The organism is Stutzerimonas stutzeri, assembly GCF_000219605.1.
Lineage (GTDB): Bacteria > Pseudomonadota > Gammaproteobacteria > Pseudomonadales > Pseudomonadaceae > Stutzerimonas > Stutzerimonas stutzeri.
Genome location: NC_015740.1, coordinates 1258288 through 1275200 on the forward strand (window position 1 = coordinate 1258288; position 16913 = coordinate 1275200).

Here is a 16913-nt window from a genome sequence, read left to right on the forward strand (position 1 = left end):
GCAAATGGCCCAACCGCATGCGGTCGAGGTCTTGCTGCGGCCAGCGGTGGAGCTTTATACCGTGGCGGTCTGCACCGGCGCCGCGATTCTGTGCCTGGTGGCACCGTGGTCGCTCGCGCTGAACCCGCTGCTCGGCCTGGGCTCGGCGCTGGCCTTCCTGACCTTCGGCGCGATTCGCCTGCGCGATGCCTGGGCGATCCTGCGCTATCGCCGCAACATCCGCCGCCTGCCGCGCTACGTGATGACCAGCCGCGACGTGCCGGTGAGTCAGCAACGGCTGTTCGTCGGCCAGGGCTTTCGCTGGGAACAGCGGCACACGCACCGGCTGATGCAGACCTATCGGCCGGAGTTCCGCCGCTACGTCGAGCCGACGGCGATCTACCGGGCCGCCCGGCGGCTGGAGGAGCGGCTTGAGTTCGCGCCGTTTCCCGTCTCGACGCTGGCGCGCGCGTTGGCCTGGGACAGCCCGCTCAACCCGGCGCGACCACTGCCGTCGGTCGGCGGACTGCCACGCCTGCATGGCATCGAACCTGCCGAGGTCGACGTCACCCTGCCGCTGGGCGAGCGCGTCGGCCACACCCTGGTGCTGGGCACCACGCGCGTGGGCAAGACGCGGCTGGCCGAGCTGTTCATCACCCAGGACATCCGCCGCAAGGTCCGCGGCGAGCACGAGGTGGTGATCGTCTTCGACCCCAAGGGCGATGCGGACCTGTTGAAGCGCATGTACGTCGAGGCCAAGCGCGCCGGGCGCGAAGGCGAGTTCTACGTCTTCCATCTGGGCTGGCCGGACATCTCGGCGCGCTACAACGCCGTGGGCCGGTTCGGGCGGATCTCCGAGGTGGCCACGCGGATCGCCGGGCAGCTCTCCGGCGAAGGCAACAGCGCCGCGTTCCGCGAATTCGCCTGGCGCTTCGTCAACATCATCGCGCGCGCCCTGGTCGAGCTGGGGCAGCGGCCGGACTACCTGCTGATCCAGCGCCACGTCATCAACATCGACGCGCTGTTCATCGAGTACGCCCAGCACTACTTCGCCAAGAACGAGCCGAAGGCCTGGGAGGTCATCGTCCAGCTCGAAGCGAAGCTGAACGAGAAGAACATCCCGCGCAACATGATCGGGCGCGAGAAGCGCGTGGTGGCCCTCGAACAGTACCTGTCCCAAGTGCGCATCTATGACCCGGTGCTCGACGGCCTGCGCAGCGCCGTGCGCTACGACCGGACCTACTTCGACAAGATCGTCGCTTCGCTGCTGCCGCTGCTGGAGAAGCTCACCACCGGCAAGATCGCGCAACTGCTCGCACCGAACTATTCCGACCTGTCCGACCCGCGGCCGATCTTCGACTGGATGCAGGTCATCCGCAAACGCGCGGTGGTCTACGTGGGGCTGGATGCGCTGTCCGACGCCGAAGTCGCGGCGGCGGTGGGCAACTCGATGTTCAGCGATCTGGTCTCGGTCGCCGGCCACATCTACAAGTTCGGCGTCGACGACGGGCTGCCCGGCGCCGCGGCGGGCGCCAAGATTCCGATCAACGTCCACGCCGACGAATTCAACGAACTCATGGGCGACGAGTTCATTCCGATGGTCAACAAGGGCGGCGGTGCCGGCGTGCAGGTGACGGCCTACACGCAGACCTTGAGCGACATCGAGGCCCGCATCGGCAATCGTGCCAAGGCCGGCCAGGTGGTCGGCAACTTCAACAACCTGTTCATGCTGCGCGTGCGCGAGACCGCCACCGCCGAGCTGCTGACGCGACAACTGCCCAAGGTCGAGGTGTACGCCACGGCGCTGATGAGCGGCGCCACCGACAGCTCCGATCCGCACGGCAATACCGCGTTCACGTCCAACACCCAGGACCGCATCAGCAGCAACAGCGTGCCGTTGATCGAGCCGGCGCATGTGGTGGCGCTGCCCAAGGGGCAGTGCTTCGCGCTGACCGAGGGCGGCAACCTCTGGAAAGTCCGCATGCCGCTGCCTGCGCCCGACCCCGACGAAGCCATGCCGAAGGATCTGCAGGAGCTGGCCGGCTACATGCGGCAGCACTACGTCGAGGCAGGAGACTGGTGGGAGAACCAAGGCATCCCCGGCCTGCAGGACAAGGCGCTGCCCGACGACCTGCTGGACGACTTCAAGCAGATGGCCGCGGCTGAAGAGGCCGAAGCATGAGCGATCCGGCCGTCGCGGCACAGCGCCAGCAGCAACGACAGCAAGGCCTGATCGCCAGCCTGGTCACGCTGCCGTTCCGCTTCTTCGGCGTGCTGTGCGGCGCGCTGCTGCTGTGCATCCTGATCGAATGCGTCGGCATGCACTTCTTCTGGCCCGAGCAGGGCTGGCGCCACGCGCAGGGCATGCTGCACTACGAGCTGGATCAGCTTTCCACGCATTTCACCCGCAGCGCGCTGGTGCAGGAGCCGGGGCGCACCGCGCACCGGCTGGTCGAGCAGGGCTACGACTGGCTGTTCGTGAAAAGCGGTCTGCTGGACTGGATACGCGACGCCTCGGCGCAGGCCAGCGCCGGCAGCCATCGTCCGACCAAGGATTTCCGCTACTACATCGGCTTGGTCTATGTGAACGTGGAGAGCTACCTGATCGCGGCGGCCTATACGACGCTGGTCTTCCTCGTGCGGCTGCTGGTGCTGTGCCTGACCCTGCCGCTGTTCCTGATGGCCGCCTTCGTCGGGCTGGTCGACGGCCTGGTGCGCCGGGACATCCGCCGCTTCGGCGCGGGACGCGAGTCGGGGTTCATCTATCACCGCGCCAGGGCCAGCCTGATCCCGCTGGCCGTGCTGCCGTGGGTGACTTACCTGGCACTGCCGGTCAGCGTGAACCCGCTGCTGATCCTGCTGCCCAGTGCCGCATTGCTCGGCGTGGCGGTGTGCATTGCGGCGGCGACGTTCAAGAAGTATCTGTAGCTGCCCTGCGCCAGGTCAGGTGAACGAAGCCATAGCAAATACGTTTCAAGCAATCTTCTTTTGCCTGTCTCGCAGAGACGCGGCCCAGTCCTTCAAAGCCTGAATGTCCTGAAAGAGATCAGTAGGTGGTGGCGGCGCGGCATTCCTACCGCTGGATGGATCGTGTGCGTCAACAATGTCGCAGCACTTCTTGAATCCGGCGGCGAAAGCATCGCAGTCAGCCTCGGTGAGCGCACTGACCTTCTTCAGGTCCTTGGCGTTGATGTAGTCCCTGTGGCGTTGAATAACGCGGACGAAAGCGATGTCCTCCAGGCCGCGCTCCCATGTGGCGCGCAGCGCGTTGTAGAGCTTTGCCACCTCAACGGCGTACTCGTCTTCCTGGTTGTTGTCATGCAGCAGCTTTGCCGCACGTGCCGCCTTCTCCAGCTTGTCGATGCGATCTTCGACGCTCTGGGCCTTCCAGGGCAGGCCGTCGGCCACCATACCGGCTCCCGCGGCGCCACGACTGAGCGTCGTGAGTCGCACTGCCCGCCCGGTCTTCGTCGCGTGGTCATTCAGATCGTTCACGAACACCAAATCATGCGTGAAGACGATGACCTGACGGTTTTCCGCTTCTTCCACGAGACGCTTGGCCACCTGCCCACGCCAGCGATGGTCCAACGAGGACACCGGGTCATCGAAGACCAGAGCAGAGCGGTGCATCGCGGTGGCAAGCTCGGTCATGAAGGCGGCCAGCGCCACGCAGGTCTTTTCCCCTTCGCTCAGGATTTCGTGGACCTTGGCATCCGGCTTGGCGAAGAGGCGCACCTGATACTGCGGTGAGCCGTACTTGCCGCCGGAGCGCACGATTTCGACGCGAACCTTCGACGCCGCAAGCCTGACAATCTCTTCCTGAAATCTGTCGCGCAGCCGAGGCGTAATCACGGTGTCGGCAATGTCATTGCCCATCTTGGTGATTGTGTTCGTCGCCGTGTCGCCCGCACACTCGGTCAGAAACCGGATGGTCTTCAGCCGCTGGATTTCGTCAGTGACGACCGGCAGCATGCCGGCGAGCAGCGCCCGGTCGCTCAGCTCGGCGAAATCGGCTTCGAGCTTCTTACGTTCATCCGCGTCAGCGGACTTGCGCAGCTCGGCGGCGTAGTTGCGGATCGTGGTCTGAAGCAGGCTGAGATCAGGCAGCGGCGACGGTGGAACGGACGGAAGCTGTACCTCGCCGTTTCCGCCCAGGGCTTTGAGCAGCACGTGGCGCCGCAGCCGGGCTGCGGCGATGAAGCGGCGCGTCTGCTGCTGCAGCACTTCATTCTGGAGGCCCAGCTCGTCAAGACTGGCCTTCACCGCCCGCGTGCCGATTGCCCCGCCAGCTATGGTCTGACGTGCGGCCTGAGCTGCCTTCTCTGCCTCGCGTGCCAGCTGTTCCGTGTCCTTCTGGATGAAATCCTCGAAGCGTGCCATCCGTGCACGTGCCTCAGCTTCCAATGGCTGCTGGCAAAGCATGCAATGCGCGTCTTCTGCCGACGGCGGAAACGGCTGTCCAGGGTATGCGATCTCCGTCGAGTAGCGTCGGGCGGATTCCCAAAGTGCCCGCCACGTCTCGCCGCCGACGCCGGCAAGGGGTTCGCCCGTGAAGGCCTTCTCCGCGGCAAGACGTGCAGCGTCCCGTTTCGACCGTGCGTCCCTGGCGAGGGCAGCGGCCGCCAGCAGTTCCTCATCGGTGGTTCTGGCTGCAACGCTGTTTACCGCGGTAATCAGCCGCATGACGTTGTCGGCTTTGACGGTCTGTTCCGCCGCTGCCTTGGCCGGATTCTTCGACAGGTCTTCACGCAGACGCTCAAGACGGGCGCTTTCGTCTGCCGAAAGCGCCGCCAGCGCTTCGATCTTCTTTGCGTCTGTGTTGGCATTCAGCGCGGCAAGCGCCTTCCCCACGGCCGTGGTGGCCTTCCAGGTCGGCGCCGCAAAGATCGGATTGCGGGCCTTCTCAAGCTGCTTCTGCTCAGCTGCGAGGGCGTCCTTCACCGCCTGGCAGGCTGCAGCAAGCTCATCCGGTACGTCCAGGCCAAAGGGCCGGAATGCAACTTCGTTCTTCTCGCGGATATGCACTGAGGCGCAGTCGCTATCGAACACGCTCACCGCTGACAGCGTTGCATGCGGATTTGCGCCGTTCTGCCACTGTTCGACCGGCTGCGGCACACCGCCGACCCCGTACGCGATGTTCGCGCCGACGCGCTTAGGGGGCTGATCGGCATACACATTGGGTTCAATCTTTCCGGCATGCCTTGCACGACATGCGCGCTTCAGGATTCTTGCGTAGCCGGACTTGCCCGCACCGTTGTCGCCGTAGATGATCGTGATTCCATTCGGCTCGAAGCCGAGGGTTTGACCGGCGGCAAGGTTGTTCACGCCGGTCACGTCGGCGATCGACAGAAGCGATACCGCCGCGGTCTGACCGGGGTTGGCCGGAAGGTGGGCCTTCTCCAGCGGTACCGCTTTCAGCGCGCCTACGGGGGCACCTTTGCCCTGTTTGCAAAGGTCCACGAGTTCGCCGATATCGGCGTCCGTCAGACGGCCGTTTGCGATGATGCGGCGCAGGGCGTCACGCTGCCAGAGTGGACGATCCTTTGACCAGTCCAGAATCGTTTCCAGGACGGTCTTCTGCTGTGCGGCGGGCTTCTGCATTTCTTGTTCCTCTTCCCTGCCGATTCATCATGCCCATGAAGCGGCGATTTCCCGCCGCCTGGGTGCCTTGCCGGAATCGCTCTTGCTCACCGTAATCGATCGATGGCAACTCAATTAGCCTTGACCTCAAAGCGCAGGTAATCCGCGAGCTGTTTCGACTCGCTGACTTCGTCATGGGGCACCAGCAGGTACTTCCAGGGCTTGGTGCCTACGTTCGCCGCATGATCGGATGCGTGCTTGCACCACCGCAGGGCGGCAGCGGCCTTGGCCTGAACCTCCTGGGTGTTGATGTCGGCGCGTGCCTTGGTCTCCACCATGAAGATGGTCGCGTCCGTCTCGGCCACGAAGTCGGGGATGTACTCCGGCTGCTCGGTGCCGAGCTTGTAGTAGATCTGGAACTGCCCCTTCGCGGGCTTGAACCACTTCAAGGCGTCGCGCTCCAGAATGATGGCGAAGCGCCGCTCGGTATCCGAGTCGAACTTCTGCAGCGGGTACAGACAACGCGCGAAGCCACCGAAGAGCATTTGCTTGATGCGACTGGTCTCGGTCACGGTCTCCCGGAAGTGGTGGGCCGTCTGGCCTGCCGTGGCGGTGTAGTTGCACGGCTTGAGTTCGGTGAAGCCGCGACTGACTTGCACCTCGTACTCGGTCGCCTCCTCCCAGAAGTGGGTCATCATCTGCGCGTGGATTTCCCGTGCGATCAGGCGGCGGTCACGATCGAGGACGCTGATGGCCTCGTCCTCGGACAGATAGCCGCGCAGGTGTTGCACCATCTGGCCCGCGAGGTCGTAGAGCAGATCGGCGTGGGTGAAGTAGTCGATGTCGTCGAAGTCCACCAGCGCGTGGACGATGTAGTCCTCCGGGCGCTGCTCCTTGAGCCCGACCTCGGCGGCCAAGGTGAACTGCTCGTTGGTGCGCAGCATCTGCCCGACGATCTCACGCTGGCCCGGCTGGAGATGGAGCTGGCTCACATCCAGCTTGAAGGCGTGGAAGCCGGTCGTGACCTCGCCAGTCGGCACCACTGCGATGCGCGGGATGTCGATGGTCTGCTGCACCACGATCTCGGTGGTCTTCGCCACCACGGCGGACAAGTCAAGTGCGGGAACTGATTCATCCACGCCCGCCAGCAATTCGCCTTGCAACGGCTTCAACCGCTCCGCCACCTCCGCGAGGATTTCCTTCTGCACTTCGGGTTTCAGCAGCGCGCTGCTGGTGGGCACCAGATCGCGCCTGACCTCGTACTTGCCGATCACGTCCATGACCACGCGCGCAGCCTGCTTCTCTGCCTCCGTGGTGAACACCGGTTTGGGCACCGGGACTTCCGCTCCACTGTCAGTGGCTGAAGCCCCTGTGACCACGACCGGTGCTTCCGTCAAACCGAGACGCGCCGCTGCCCCGGACTCGACCTGCACGCTGACCTTCTTGTCGTCGGCGCTCGGCGCATCGAGGATGACCTGCTTCAGGCGGATGGGCGAGTCGCCGCGGTTGGCCTCGTCGATGATTTCCTGGAACTTGTCGTGCGCGACGATGTTCAAGCGATCCACGGACGCGACGCCCGTGCGCTTGCCGTAGGGCAGACGCAGGCCGCGCCCGATGGACTGTTCGATCAACGTGCGGGCATTGGCGGCGCGCAGCGGTACGATGGTATAGAGGTTGGTCACGTCCCAGCCTTCCTTGAGCATGTTGACGTGAATCACGATCTCGGTCGGCTCGTCCACGCTCTCCACGGCTAGCAGGCGCGTGATCATCTCCTCTTCCTCCGCGCCGGTACGGCTGGAATCGACCTGAATCACCTTGCCCTGGTAGCGCCCCTCGTAGAAGGCTTCCGACTCCAGAAGCGCCAAGAGCTGCCCCGCGTGCGTGGTATCGCGCGCGATGACGAGCATGAAGGGCTTGACCGGCTTGACGCCGTTCTCGCGGGCGTAGGTGAGCAGCTCGACCTTGGTGGTCTCGTGCAGGCGCACACCGTCTTCCAGTTTGGTCTTCTCGATCTCCTCGGGCGTGTGCGCCTTGGCGTCGAAGTTGCGCTGGGTGACCACGGCCGGCTCCTTGACGAAGCCGTCCTCCATTGCCCGCGCCAGCGGGTAGTCCATCACCACGTTTTTGAACGGCACCGGCCCTCGGCTCGACTCCACGAAGGGCGTCGCCGTCACTTCCAGTCCGAACAGCGGTTTCAGGTCATTGATGGCGCGCACGCCCGCGCTGGCGCGGTAGCGGTGCGATTCGTCCATCAGCAGCACAAGATCGGGCAGGTTCGCCAGGTGGTTGAAGTAGCTGTCGCCCAGCACCTCGCGCATTCGCTTGATGCGAGGCTCCTTGCCGCCGCGCACCTCGGAGTTGATCTTGGAGATATTGAAGATGTTGATGCGCACGTCGTGGGCAAAGCCCATGGACTGATCGTCCACTGCCGCGCCGGTCTGGTCGTAGTTGTCGCCCGTGATGATCAGCGGCGGTTGCTGCGCGAATTCGGCGATCCCCTTGAACACGTACTTAGGCGTATTGGGCGTGAAATCCGTGATCAGCTTGTTGTAGATGGTCAGGTTGGGCGCCAGCACAAAGAAGTTGTTGATGCCGTGCGCCAGATGCAGGTAGGCAATGAACGCGCCCATCAGGCGGGTCTTGCCCACGCCCGTGGCCAGCGCGAAGCACAGCGAGGGAAAGTCACGCTCGAAGTCCTCCAGCGTGGGGAACTCCGCCTTCAGCGTGGAAAGAATGGCTCCCACCTCCCGATCGTGGCTCAACAGCTCGGGCGCGGCCCCAATGGCGTGCGCCAGCCGCTTCAGCGACTCCTCCTGCGGCGGCCGCAGCGACAGGCGGCCGGTCACGGCGTGCAGAACGCGGCTGTTCATCATTCATCCTCCCCAAACAACGCGCCTTGGCTCGCATCCTCAGCCGACGCTTTTCTACTTTTTTTTCTGCTCGTTTCAGCCTGAGCCGAAGGCTCAACGGGATCAGGCTTGGCCATCGGCAGGTTCGCCACGTTCAGGCTGTAGTCGTCACGCCCCCATTCGCAACGGGCCAGCACCATCTTCGGAATCTTCTTCAGCGTCAGGTTCGGCCAGCGCTCCGCCGCCTTGGTCGCGGTAACGCCATGGAAAGCCGCGCAGCACACCAGCAGGCTGCGCTCCGGACCGACTTCATCGGCCAGAGCCTGCAACTGTTCTGCGGAGAGGTTCTGCGTGGTGACGTAAATGAAGTCTCGCTCGCTGGAATGGCCATGCTGCCACCAGTGCATTTCCGACGGCGCGTAGGTAAAGCCCTCCAGCTTGGCCAGCGCCTCGGCCAGCATCGCCGCGTTGTACTCCGGATTGATGACCGGGTTGCCCCAGCGGTCGTTGACGATCAGGCTGGGGGCAAGGCGGTAATAGCGGAAGCCGCCGCCGCCTTGCCAACCCACGCTCTCGGTGATGCCACCCTTGTCCTCGCCGTCAATCACCTTTTTAAGGCGCGGGATGATGTGCGTATGGCAATGCTCGCCCAGCTCCACCATGATCCAGCGACGGCCCATTTTGTGAGCGACAGCGCCGGTGGTGCCGGAACCAGCGAAGGAATCAAGCACAAGATCACCGGGGTTGGTCGCAAGCATTAAGACGCGCTCAAGCAATCGCTCTGGCTTAGGTGTATCAAAGAAATCACCCTCAACGAACGCCCGAACCTCACCATTTGCTTCGCGTGTAGTTCCTACATCTTGAGCAAACCAAATAGTTTCCGGGACGCGACCTTCTTGGTCCGCCAAATAGATCTTCCGGATAATTCGAGTTTCGTCACTGGAAAATTTGATTTTTCCTTCAGCAAGCTCCTTCTCGAAAGTCTCGCGACTAAAACGCCACCCTTTTGGAGGATGCTTAATAACCTTTCCGCTTGGAGTCTTGATGTCATACATCAAGTTGGGTCGGACGAGCGAGTTTCTCACATCTCCCGAACGCCAAGGGCCGCGCGGATCATTGTCGGGATTGGAATAATTGACGTTATGCGCGTCTTCTCGTGGCAAATCCTTCAGCTGAAAAGAAGGGGTTCTTTGATAAACAAGGACGTAGTTATGGTGAACAGAAAACTTCCCGCTATACCCCTTAGATTGAACGCTGTGATTCCAAATCGAGCAAGCTAAAAAGTTGGCGCGGCCGAAAATCTCGTCGCACAGAACCTTGAGGTAGTGCGCTTCATTATCGTCAATCGTGATCCACAGTGAACCATCTTCAGATAGCAAGCGCCGAATGATTTCCAGACGATCACGCATCAAACCGAGCCAGATCGAATGCTCCAGGCCGTCGTCGTAATGCTTGAATGCACTGCCAGTGTTGTACGGCGGATCAATAAATACACACTTCACCTTGCCGGAGAATTCCTGTTCCAAGGCCTTCAGCGCCAGCAGGTTGTCACCGAAGATCAGCCGGTTGTCGAAGATGTCGTTGTCCGTCACGCGATGCTTGGCGTGATACGACTTTTCCGGATCTTCCAGCAGGATACGCGGCTCCAGCTTGGGCCGCTTCTCCTTGCCGATCCAGGTGAGTTCGAGTTTTTGTTTGCTCATCAAGAGGTTCCTGTCTTTCAGATTCGGGCACGCGCACGTACTTGGGCGCGGGCTTGCAGCGCCGCCCGTACTTGCGCATAGAGCTGGGCGTTGGCCTGCTCGCGGTCAGCCAGCACCACGGCGATGGCATAGGGTTCCGCCTCGGCTTTGTGCTCGTCTTGCGACCATGCGCTGTCTTGTCGGGTGACCACGACGAACACCTTGTGGCCATTGGCCAGCGCCTGCTTGAAGCGCCATCGGGAGACCTGCAAGGTGCCGTTCTTGCGGGCATCGTTGGGTAGCCAGCGGCCGTTGGCACGTTCGCCCATGCCTTCTTCCCGATTGCGGCGGTAGGCTTGGGTGACCTCATCCAGGCTGCCAGCCGTCACCAGGTGGAACCACAGTTTGGCCCTGCGGTAGTCCAGCCGCGTGGTGCGCACGGCAGGGCTGTAGGCGAGCGCGACGGTCACCTCACGGGCGCGGCGGCCACCATCCCAAAAGCTGTCTGGTAAAGGTAATTCGAAGAAGTGGTGCTGGTCGTTGCCGACGCGCTCTTCGGCCAGCAGGGTGACGGTGTGATCAAGCGAGCGGAACAGCGCTGTATCGTCCACGCGCCCATACCCGACGAGGCGCAGGAGTTTGTCGCGGCCTTCGGCATTGTTGCCGGGGTTCAACAGCGCTTCGCAGGCTTGCGGCCAACGGGCATGGGCGCCGATCAGTGCGCGCAGCAGGTTGGGCGAGGCGTCGGGCACTTCGGCCAGTAGCCGCGCGGCTTGGTGGGCGACTTGGGGTGCGGCGTAGCTGGTGCCAATGTCTTCCTTGAACGCCGGGCCCGAAGCAAAGCCGCCGTTGAGCGACACCACGCCCAGACCGGCATGGTCTGTGCCCCCTCCAGTGCGCCGCAAGGCGATGTTGCCGGCATGCGCGACCACGTCGGGCTTGATGGCGCCGCTGGCAGAAGGGCCGCTGCGAGTCAATGGAAACGGCTGCTCCGCCCGTGCCAACACGTGGTCTTCAATCGTGTTGGGATGGCGCTGTGCATTGCGTGTGGCCTCATTCAGGCTCAAGCCGCCAACGGTCAGCGCGTTGAGCGATGTGGCGGGGTCCAGCAGGCGGGCGTGGCCTTCGAACAGGTAGTCCGGGTAACTCGCGCGTGTATCGGCTGGCAACTGGGATGACAACAAATTGCCCGCTGGTACTACAAACAGGACCCCCAGCTCACGCGTCAGCCGATCCAGCGTGTAGGCGAGCCCGCGCACATGACGGCCATCGTAGACCTTGTTCAGGTCGCCATAGCTTAGGTTGAAGACCCGGCAGCCGTATTGCGCATGCAGTTCGCGCACGGCTTCCTCGACCGCCTTTTCGACGAACTCAGTTTGGTCTTGTCCGTCGTCTTCGAACACTTTGCCGGAGAACAGGCGAAGCTGCGGGACGAACTGCCCTTGCTGAATAGCGCTATGGACATCGCCGTACAACGCAAGCCCGCCGACGAAGGTGCCGTGCCAGTGGGGATCGGTGTCATCCGCACTGCGATGCGGTGCGAGGTAGCCCTGCGCGTCGCCGACCGCTGCACCGAGCAACGAATGTCCGCGCGTCAAGCCTGAATCCAGCACGGCAATGGACGGAGCATCGTCAGAAGGGGGATCGATCGGAGGAAATTGGTTGATGTCGGTATGAAGCAGTTGTACGGCCACACCCAAGCGGGGCGGCAGGTCGGCAGTGCGCACATCGCGATGGTGCAAGATCTGCTCGGCCTGCGCACCGTTGCAGCGCACACGGACCATGACGAGCGAGGGTTGCTGGATGTCGTCCAGCCGCTCAATGCCTTGTGCATGCAACCAGTCGAGAAAGGCACGCACCATTTGCTGGCGCTTGTCCTGTCGCTCCTGGGGCCATAGTTCGACATCGAGCATGAAGGTTGGCGCGGCTGGAAATCCTTGCTCAAGCAAGGCCGCGCCGGTACGGTCCTGGGGTGTCCAGTGGTCGAAGTCTTCGATGACGTAGAACAGTTCCTTGCGTGTAACAACGCCATCACGTGCAAGGGTGGCCAGGCGGCTCTCGAACTCGCTCAAGCCGTCATCAGTGGCGAATGCCAGCACGATGGATTCATCTTCCTGGCTGACAATCTCCACGCCAGGAATGGCATCGAAGGCGGGCACGCTCTTGTCGCCCGCGCGCAGCCGAATCTTGAGCAGCTTACGGTCGTCGAACCCGCCGACGTCCTCTGCCATCGCACGTTGCCGCGCTTGGTCGAGCCGCCCGGCTAACGCGGCACCATGCGCTCTCGGATCGGCAGGAGGGCGAATTCCCGGATGACGCCTCGGATGGCGCTCCGTTGAGGGCGCTTCTCGCTCCAAGCGCAAGTGTTCATAGGCCATGCCTCCCCCTCCATCCCTTAACTCTTATGACGATACTCACGGGCAAGCGCGGTATCGAGGTGGCTTTTCTCCAGGAACTCCCGGCCGGACAGGATCATTTCCTTGACGGAGCGCCGAAGAACCCGCTCGATGTCGGCGTGCGACATGCCCTTAAACACGGATGCCACCTGGCCATCGTCAGGCTCGAAATTGCGGCGGACACCGGAGAGTTTCAGAGCTAACAAGCGTTTGATCTGCTCCAGATTCGGCATCTCGAAGCGCACAACCTCATCGAAGCGTCGCCAAACCGCCTTGTCCAATAAGGTTTCGTAGTTGGTGGTGGCGATCAGGATGCTCTCGCCTCGATAACCGTCCATCATCTGCAAGACGGCATTTACGGAGCGTTTGAGCTCACCATGATCGGCGCTGTCGCCACGATCCTTGGTCAGGGCGTCGAATTCATCGAACAATGCGACCACGGGATGCGTTGCGACGTAATCGAACACTTTGCGCAAATTGGCGGCCGTCTCTCCCAGAAACGACGAGATGACCGAGTCCAGCCGAACGAGGATGAGCGGCATGGACAGGGAATGCGCGATGACTTCGGCGGCCAGCGTCTTGCCGCAGCCGGGAGGCCCGCAAAACAACAGCTTCTGCGCGGGTTGCAGGCCATAGGATCGAAGCACGTCCGTCCGGTTGTGCTCCATCAGGATTTCATCGAGTGCCGACTGCGAAGCATCCGAGAGAATGATGTCTTTCTCCTCTCGAATCACGGCACGCTCTTCTAGTAGCGCAAGGCCGTTGTCTTTATTTGTCGGCACGCTGGGCAAACTTTGCAGCTTCCGCGCACTCTTCCCGACCGTTGCCTGATCGCCGTAAAGTAAACGCTCAAGGTCATTTGCGAGCAGATGATGGTTCTTCTCGCGCTCCTCTTTGATCACTGCCTCGGACGCCGCGCGAAAGCCCGAAGCATCGCCTTGCGTTCCCGATTTGATGAGTTGCCGCAGTAATTTTCCGCTAGCCATATCTCGCTCTCCTCAATTCTTGGCACGCTTCAACCGCGGCCTGGTCATGCGCAGGTCTAACGGTGCTACTTGATTAGTCATTACACCAGCTCCCACTCGACAGTGAACAGCGTGCGCTCCTCGACCTGCTGTTGGAGTTGCACTTCAAGCTGGCTGATCAAGTCATTGCGCTGCGCTTCGACTTCGTCCTGCCGGGCAAACAACTCGCGGCGCAGCTTGCTGCGCTTGCTCTCCAGTTCGCGCTGCTTCTTCTGCCATGACAGCTTTTCTTCCAGCGTCGGCGAGGTCGCGGCGGTTCGGCGCACCTCCTTGATCTCGCGGTCGATCTCCTTGATCTCCTGCTCCAGACCGAGCTTCAGGTCGTCCGCCCAGGCATCCAGCTTCTGGACTTCCTGCTCGAAGTAGCCGAGGTTGCGCTCGTTGACGTCGCGCAGGAGTGCGGTCTTGCGGGCTTCCACGTCGGCCAGCAGGGTGGCGTCAGGAGCGTTGAGCAGACTGGCCGCCTGCGTGGTCGCGGGCAGGCGCAGCAGCTTTTCCGGGTCTTCTTCCGCGAGCACGACGCCGTCGGTCGTGCCCGCGGCAACCAGCAGATGTTGCTCCTGGTTGCCGAGTGTCTCGACCGAGATCAGCTTCACGGTGAGCCATCCGGCTTTGCCGCGATAGGTTTCGAGGGTGCTGATCTTTGAACCGTAGGCGTTGTAGTCGAAGACGAGACGAGCCCCGTCGAGTGCCCGAGCCTTGGCCTGCTCGATGCCCCATCGCGCCAGCGGATGATTGATGCGGTATAGATGCGCGTCGCCGGAGCGGCGGGGCAATTCGTAGCGCCCCAGCTCGATGCCCGCGAGGCCGCTGTGCTCGATTCCAGTCGGTATGTGGCGAAGATCGAAGCCGTCGTCATCGAACGCGGCGCAATGGACCAGTTCGGCGCGGGTCAAGTCCATCAGCATCCGCTCGAAGCGATTGCGCGCGTTGCGGCTGTCGTCGGCCCGCATGCGCAGCTTCTCTTGCACTTCCTCATCAAAGTTCTCAAGCAATACCTGGCGCGTCTTGACCATCGCCTCGTTGATCTCGCCGGAGAGGTCGAGCTGGAGTTGCTCGAAGCTGGACTTGATTTCCTCGGGCTCTCGGCAGTTCTGGTAGATCTCGGCAATACGCCGCTCGAAATCGACGCCCGAACCGATGGCGCCCAGCACTTCGTCGCTGGCCCCGAATACGCCCTCGAAGAGTTGAAACTTCTGCGACAGCAGTTCGTACACCCGTGCATCGGCTTCATTGCTGCGGTCGACGAAGTTGACCACCACCACGTCGTGCTTCTGACCGTAGCGGTGGCAGCGCCCGATGCGCTGCTCAATGCGCTGCGGGTTCCACGGCAGGTCGTAGTTGATGACGAGCGAGCAGAACTGGAGGTTGATGCCTTCGGCTCCGGCCTCGGTGGCAATCATGACCTTGCCACGCTCCTTGAAGTGCTCGACCAGTGCCGCACGGGTGTCGGCGGTCTTGGAGCCGGTGATGCGGTCGGTGCCTTCGTGGCGCTTCAGCCAGTCCTTGTAGATCGCCTGCGCACGCTGGTCGCTATTGGTGCCGTTGAAGAGCACGATGCCGTCGCCGTATGGCGTGTCGGCCAGCAAGTTGAGGAGGTATTCCTGCGTGCGCTTGGACTCGGTGAAGATGATGGCCTTCCTGGGCGCGCCTAGCCGATCCAGTTCGGCGAAGGCTCGATCCAGCGCGGTGAACAGTGCCTTGCCCTTCGCGTTGTCCCGGATGTTGGTTGCCAGCGTTTTGAAGTGGCGAAGCTCGTCGATCTCCTCCGCGATGGCATCGCGTTCCAAGCGGCTCGGTGCTGCGACGTCTGAGCCTTGGTCGTTCCACTCATCGGCGGTTTCGTCGAGCGACTCGTAGTCCTCATCGAGTTCCTCGGCCAGATCGGGAACCTCGGTGGTTTTGTCGAGCACACCCTGGAGGCGCTTGGCCATTGTCTCCAGCGCACCCGCAATCGCGTGCGTGCTGGAGGCAAGCAGCTTCCACAGCACGAGTGAAATCAGTTGGCGCTGCCCCTCGGGCAGGGCCTTGAGGTTGGGGCGGCGCAGGTAATCGGCGACGAGCCTGGAAAGTTCCTGCTCTTCGCTCGACGGCGTGAACTCCTCGACGATGGCCTTGCGCGCTGTGTACGACACGTAGGGCTGAACCTGTTTGCGCAGGGTGCGCTTGCAGATGGGGGCCAGCCGGTCACGCAGGCTGCTGAAGGATTGCTCTCTGCCAGTGAATTGCGAGCGGAAGCTATCAAGGTCTCCGAACACGCGGTCATCGATGAAGCTGACCAGCCCATAGAGTTCGAGCAGCGAGTTCTGCAACGGCGTCGCGGTCAGAAGCACCTTGGAGTGAACGCGCGACAACGCCTCCTTGAGGGTCTTGGCGATGACGTTGCTGGTTTTGTAGACGTTGCGCAGGCGATGCGCTTCGTCGAGGACGACCAAGTCCCAATCGATGCCCTTGACATCGTCAGCCTTGGCCTTCGCGAACTGGTAGGAACAGATGATCGGACCGGAGGCGAACAGGAACGGGTTCCGCTGCTCCTGTTTGCGGATCGCGTTGTAGCTTTTGGCTTCGAGGATCAGCCCTTGCAGGCCGAACTTGTCCTGCAGCTCTTGGTGCCATTGCTTGCGCAGGTTCGCTGGAACGATGATGAGCACCTTCCGCCGCCGTTCCGCCCAGCGTTGGGAGATGACCAAGCCGGCTTCGATGGTCTTGCCTAGACCAACCTCGTCGGCGAGGATCACGCCGCGTGAGAGGGGGTTGCGGCAAGCGAAGAGCGCGGCCTCGACCTGATGGGGATTCAGATCGACCTGCGAATCGACCAAAGTCGAAGCCAGCGACTCCACGGAGTCGCCTGCTGCACGCCTGGTCAGCAGCCAAGCAAAGTACTGGCTCTGGTGCGGCGTCAGAAGCTGCTGTGTCGTCAACGGCGATCCTCCCCTTGTTCTTCCCCGAGCGTGATTCGGCGGCTGGCATGGTCCGCGCTCACTCGGCCTCCGGCTTCTTCTTGTTGATGCTTTCGGCGATCCACCGATCCAGCTCCGAGCGGCGAAAGCGCCAGGTTCCCCCAAGCTTGAACGCTGGAATCTCTCCTTTCTGGGCAAGGCGATAGACCGTCCGTTTGCCGGCTTTGAGGTAGGCCGCGACTTCCTCCAGCGTGAGGATCTCGCTCTCGACTTCACTCATCTGAAAACCATCTGGTTTGGTCTTTCGTGACTTTGGATTGCCAAGTTTGCTCAATTCTACCAAAGGGTGGTAGGCGCTAGCCAACAAGAAATCCACCAGGCATTGCGCGAATGTCGGCCAGCGCGACCAACAAATCCGGTCATGCCGTAGTTCCCATTCCCTGCGGCGCGAAGCGAGGGCGCGCCACAGCATCTGGCCATCCGCTTCAACGGGGAATGGCAC

General features: G+C 62.2%; 9 protein-coding genes. 2 read left to right on the forward strand and 7 right to left on the reverse strand.

The window, feature by feature from the left end; all coding sequences use genetic code 11:
* The first annotated feature begins 4 nt into the window (after positions 1-4).
* Complete coding sequence (traD, locus tag PSTAB_RS05995) at positions 5-2161, forward strand: type IV conjugative transfer system coupling protein TraD (RefSeq protein ID WP_003141010.1); 2157 nt, start codon at positions 5-7, stop codon at positions 2159-2161.
* Positions 2158-2907 carry a TIGR03747 family integrating conjugative element membrane protein gene (locus PSTAB_RS06000; RefSeq protein WP_011829970.1) on the forward strand — a complete coding sequence of 250 codons (750 nt, stop codon included), beginning with the start codon at positions 2158-2160 and terminating at the stop codon, positions 2905-2907. Before traD ends, PSTAB_RS06000 begins: the two co-directional genes overlap by 4 nt.
* A 45-nt stretch (positions 2908-2952) precedes the next feature.
* Here PSTAB_RS06000 and PSTAB_RS06005 read toward each other — a convergent pair whose 3' ends face one another.
* The 7 genes from PSTAB_RS06005 to PSTAB_RS22175 all read right to left on the reverse strand — a co-directional run bounded on the left by PSTAB_RS06005 (position 2953) and on the right by PSTAB_RS22175 (position 16883).
* Positions 2953-5580, reverse strand: a complete 2628-nt coding sequence (locus PSTAB_RS06005) for an AAA family ATPase (protein WP_003141007.1) — start codon at positions 5578-5580, stop codon at positions 2953-2955.
* A gap of 110 nt (positions 5581-5690) precedes the next feature.
* Complete coding sequence (locus PSTAB_RS06010; RefSeq protein ID WP_013982132.1) at positions 5691-8429, reverse strand: DEAD/DEAH box helicase; 2739 nt, start codon at positions 8427-8429, stop codon at positions 5691-5693.
* The gene (locus PSTAB_RS06015) at positions 8429-10111 is read right to left on the reverse strand and encodes a site-specific DNA-methyltransferase (RefSeq protein WP_013982133.1); all 1683 of its coding nucleotides are present in this window, start codon (positions 10109-10111) and stop codon (positions 8429-8431) included. Before PSTAB_RS06015 ends, PSTAB_RS06010 begins: the two co-directional genes overlap by 1 nt.
* A 17-nt stretch (positions 10112-10128) precedes the next feature.
* On the reverse strand, positions 10129-12321 hold the full coding sequence (locus PSTAB_RS06020) for a S8 family peptidase (protein WP_013982134.1): 2193 nt from the start codon (positions 12319-12321) through the stop codon (positions 10129-10131).
* A gap of 164 nt (positions 12322-12485) precedes the next feature.
* On the reverse strand, positions 12486-13472 hold the full coding sequence (locus PSTAB_RS06025; RefSeq protein WP_003141003.1) for an AAA family ATPase: 987 nt from the start codon (positions 13470-13472) through the stop codon (positions 12486-12488).
* An 80-nt stretch (positions 13473-13552) separates the two neighbouring features.
* Positions 13553-16432 (reverse strand): SNF2-related protein, encoded by a 2880-nt coding sequence (locus PSTAB_RS06030; protein WP_041771669.1) that lies wholly within the window; start codon positions 16430-16432, stop codon positions 13553-13555.
* A gap of 58 nt (positions 16433-16490) precedes the next feature.
* Positions 16491-16883 (reverse strand): helix-turn-helix domain-containing protein, encoded by a 393-nt coding sequence (locus PSTAB_RS22175; RefSeq protein WP_425444919.1) that lies wholly within the window; start codon positions 16881-16883, stop codon positions 16491-16493.
* Positions 16884-16913: the final 30 nt, after the last annotated feature.

Coding starts and splice junctions, on each gene's coding strand:
- traD (WP_003141010.1), top strand. CDS start 5: ATGGCCCAACCGCATGCGGTCGAGGTCTTGCTGCGGCCAGCGGTGGAG.
- PSTAB_RS06000 (WP_011829970.1), top strand. CDS start 2,158: ATGAGCGATCCGGCCGTCGCGGCACAGCGCCAGCAGCAACGACAGCAA.
- PSTAB_RS06005 (WP_003141007.1), bottom strand. CDS start 5,580: ATGCAGAAGCCCGCCGCACAGCAGAAGACCGTCCTGGAAACGATTCTG.
- PSTAB_RS06010 (WP_013982132.1), bottom strand. CDS start 8,429: ATGAACAGCCGCGTTCTGCACGCCGTGACCGGCCGCCTGTCGCTGCGG.
- PSTAB_RS06015 (WP_013982133.1), bottom strand. CDS start 10,111: ATGAGCAAACAAAAACTCGAACTCACCTGGATCGGCAAGGAGAAGCGG.
- PSTAB_RS06020 (WP_013982134.1), bottom strand. CDS start 12,321: ATGGCAGAGGACGTCGGCGGGTTCGACGACCGTAAGCTGCTCAAGATT.
- PSTAB_RS06025 (WP_003141003.1), bottom strand. CDS start 13,472: ATGGCTAGCGGAAAATTACTGCGGCAACTCATCAAATCGGGAACGCAA.
- PSTAB_RS22175 (WP_425444919.1), bottom strand. CDS start 16,883: ATGCTGTGGCGCGCCCTCGCTTCGCGCCGCAGGGAATGGGAACTACGG.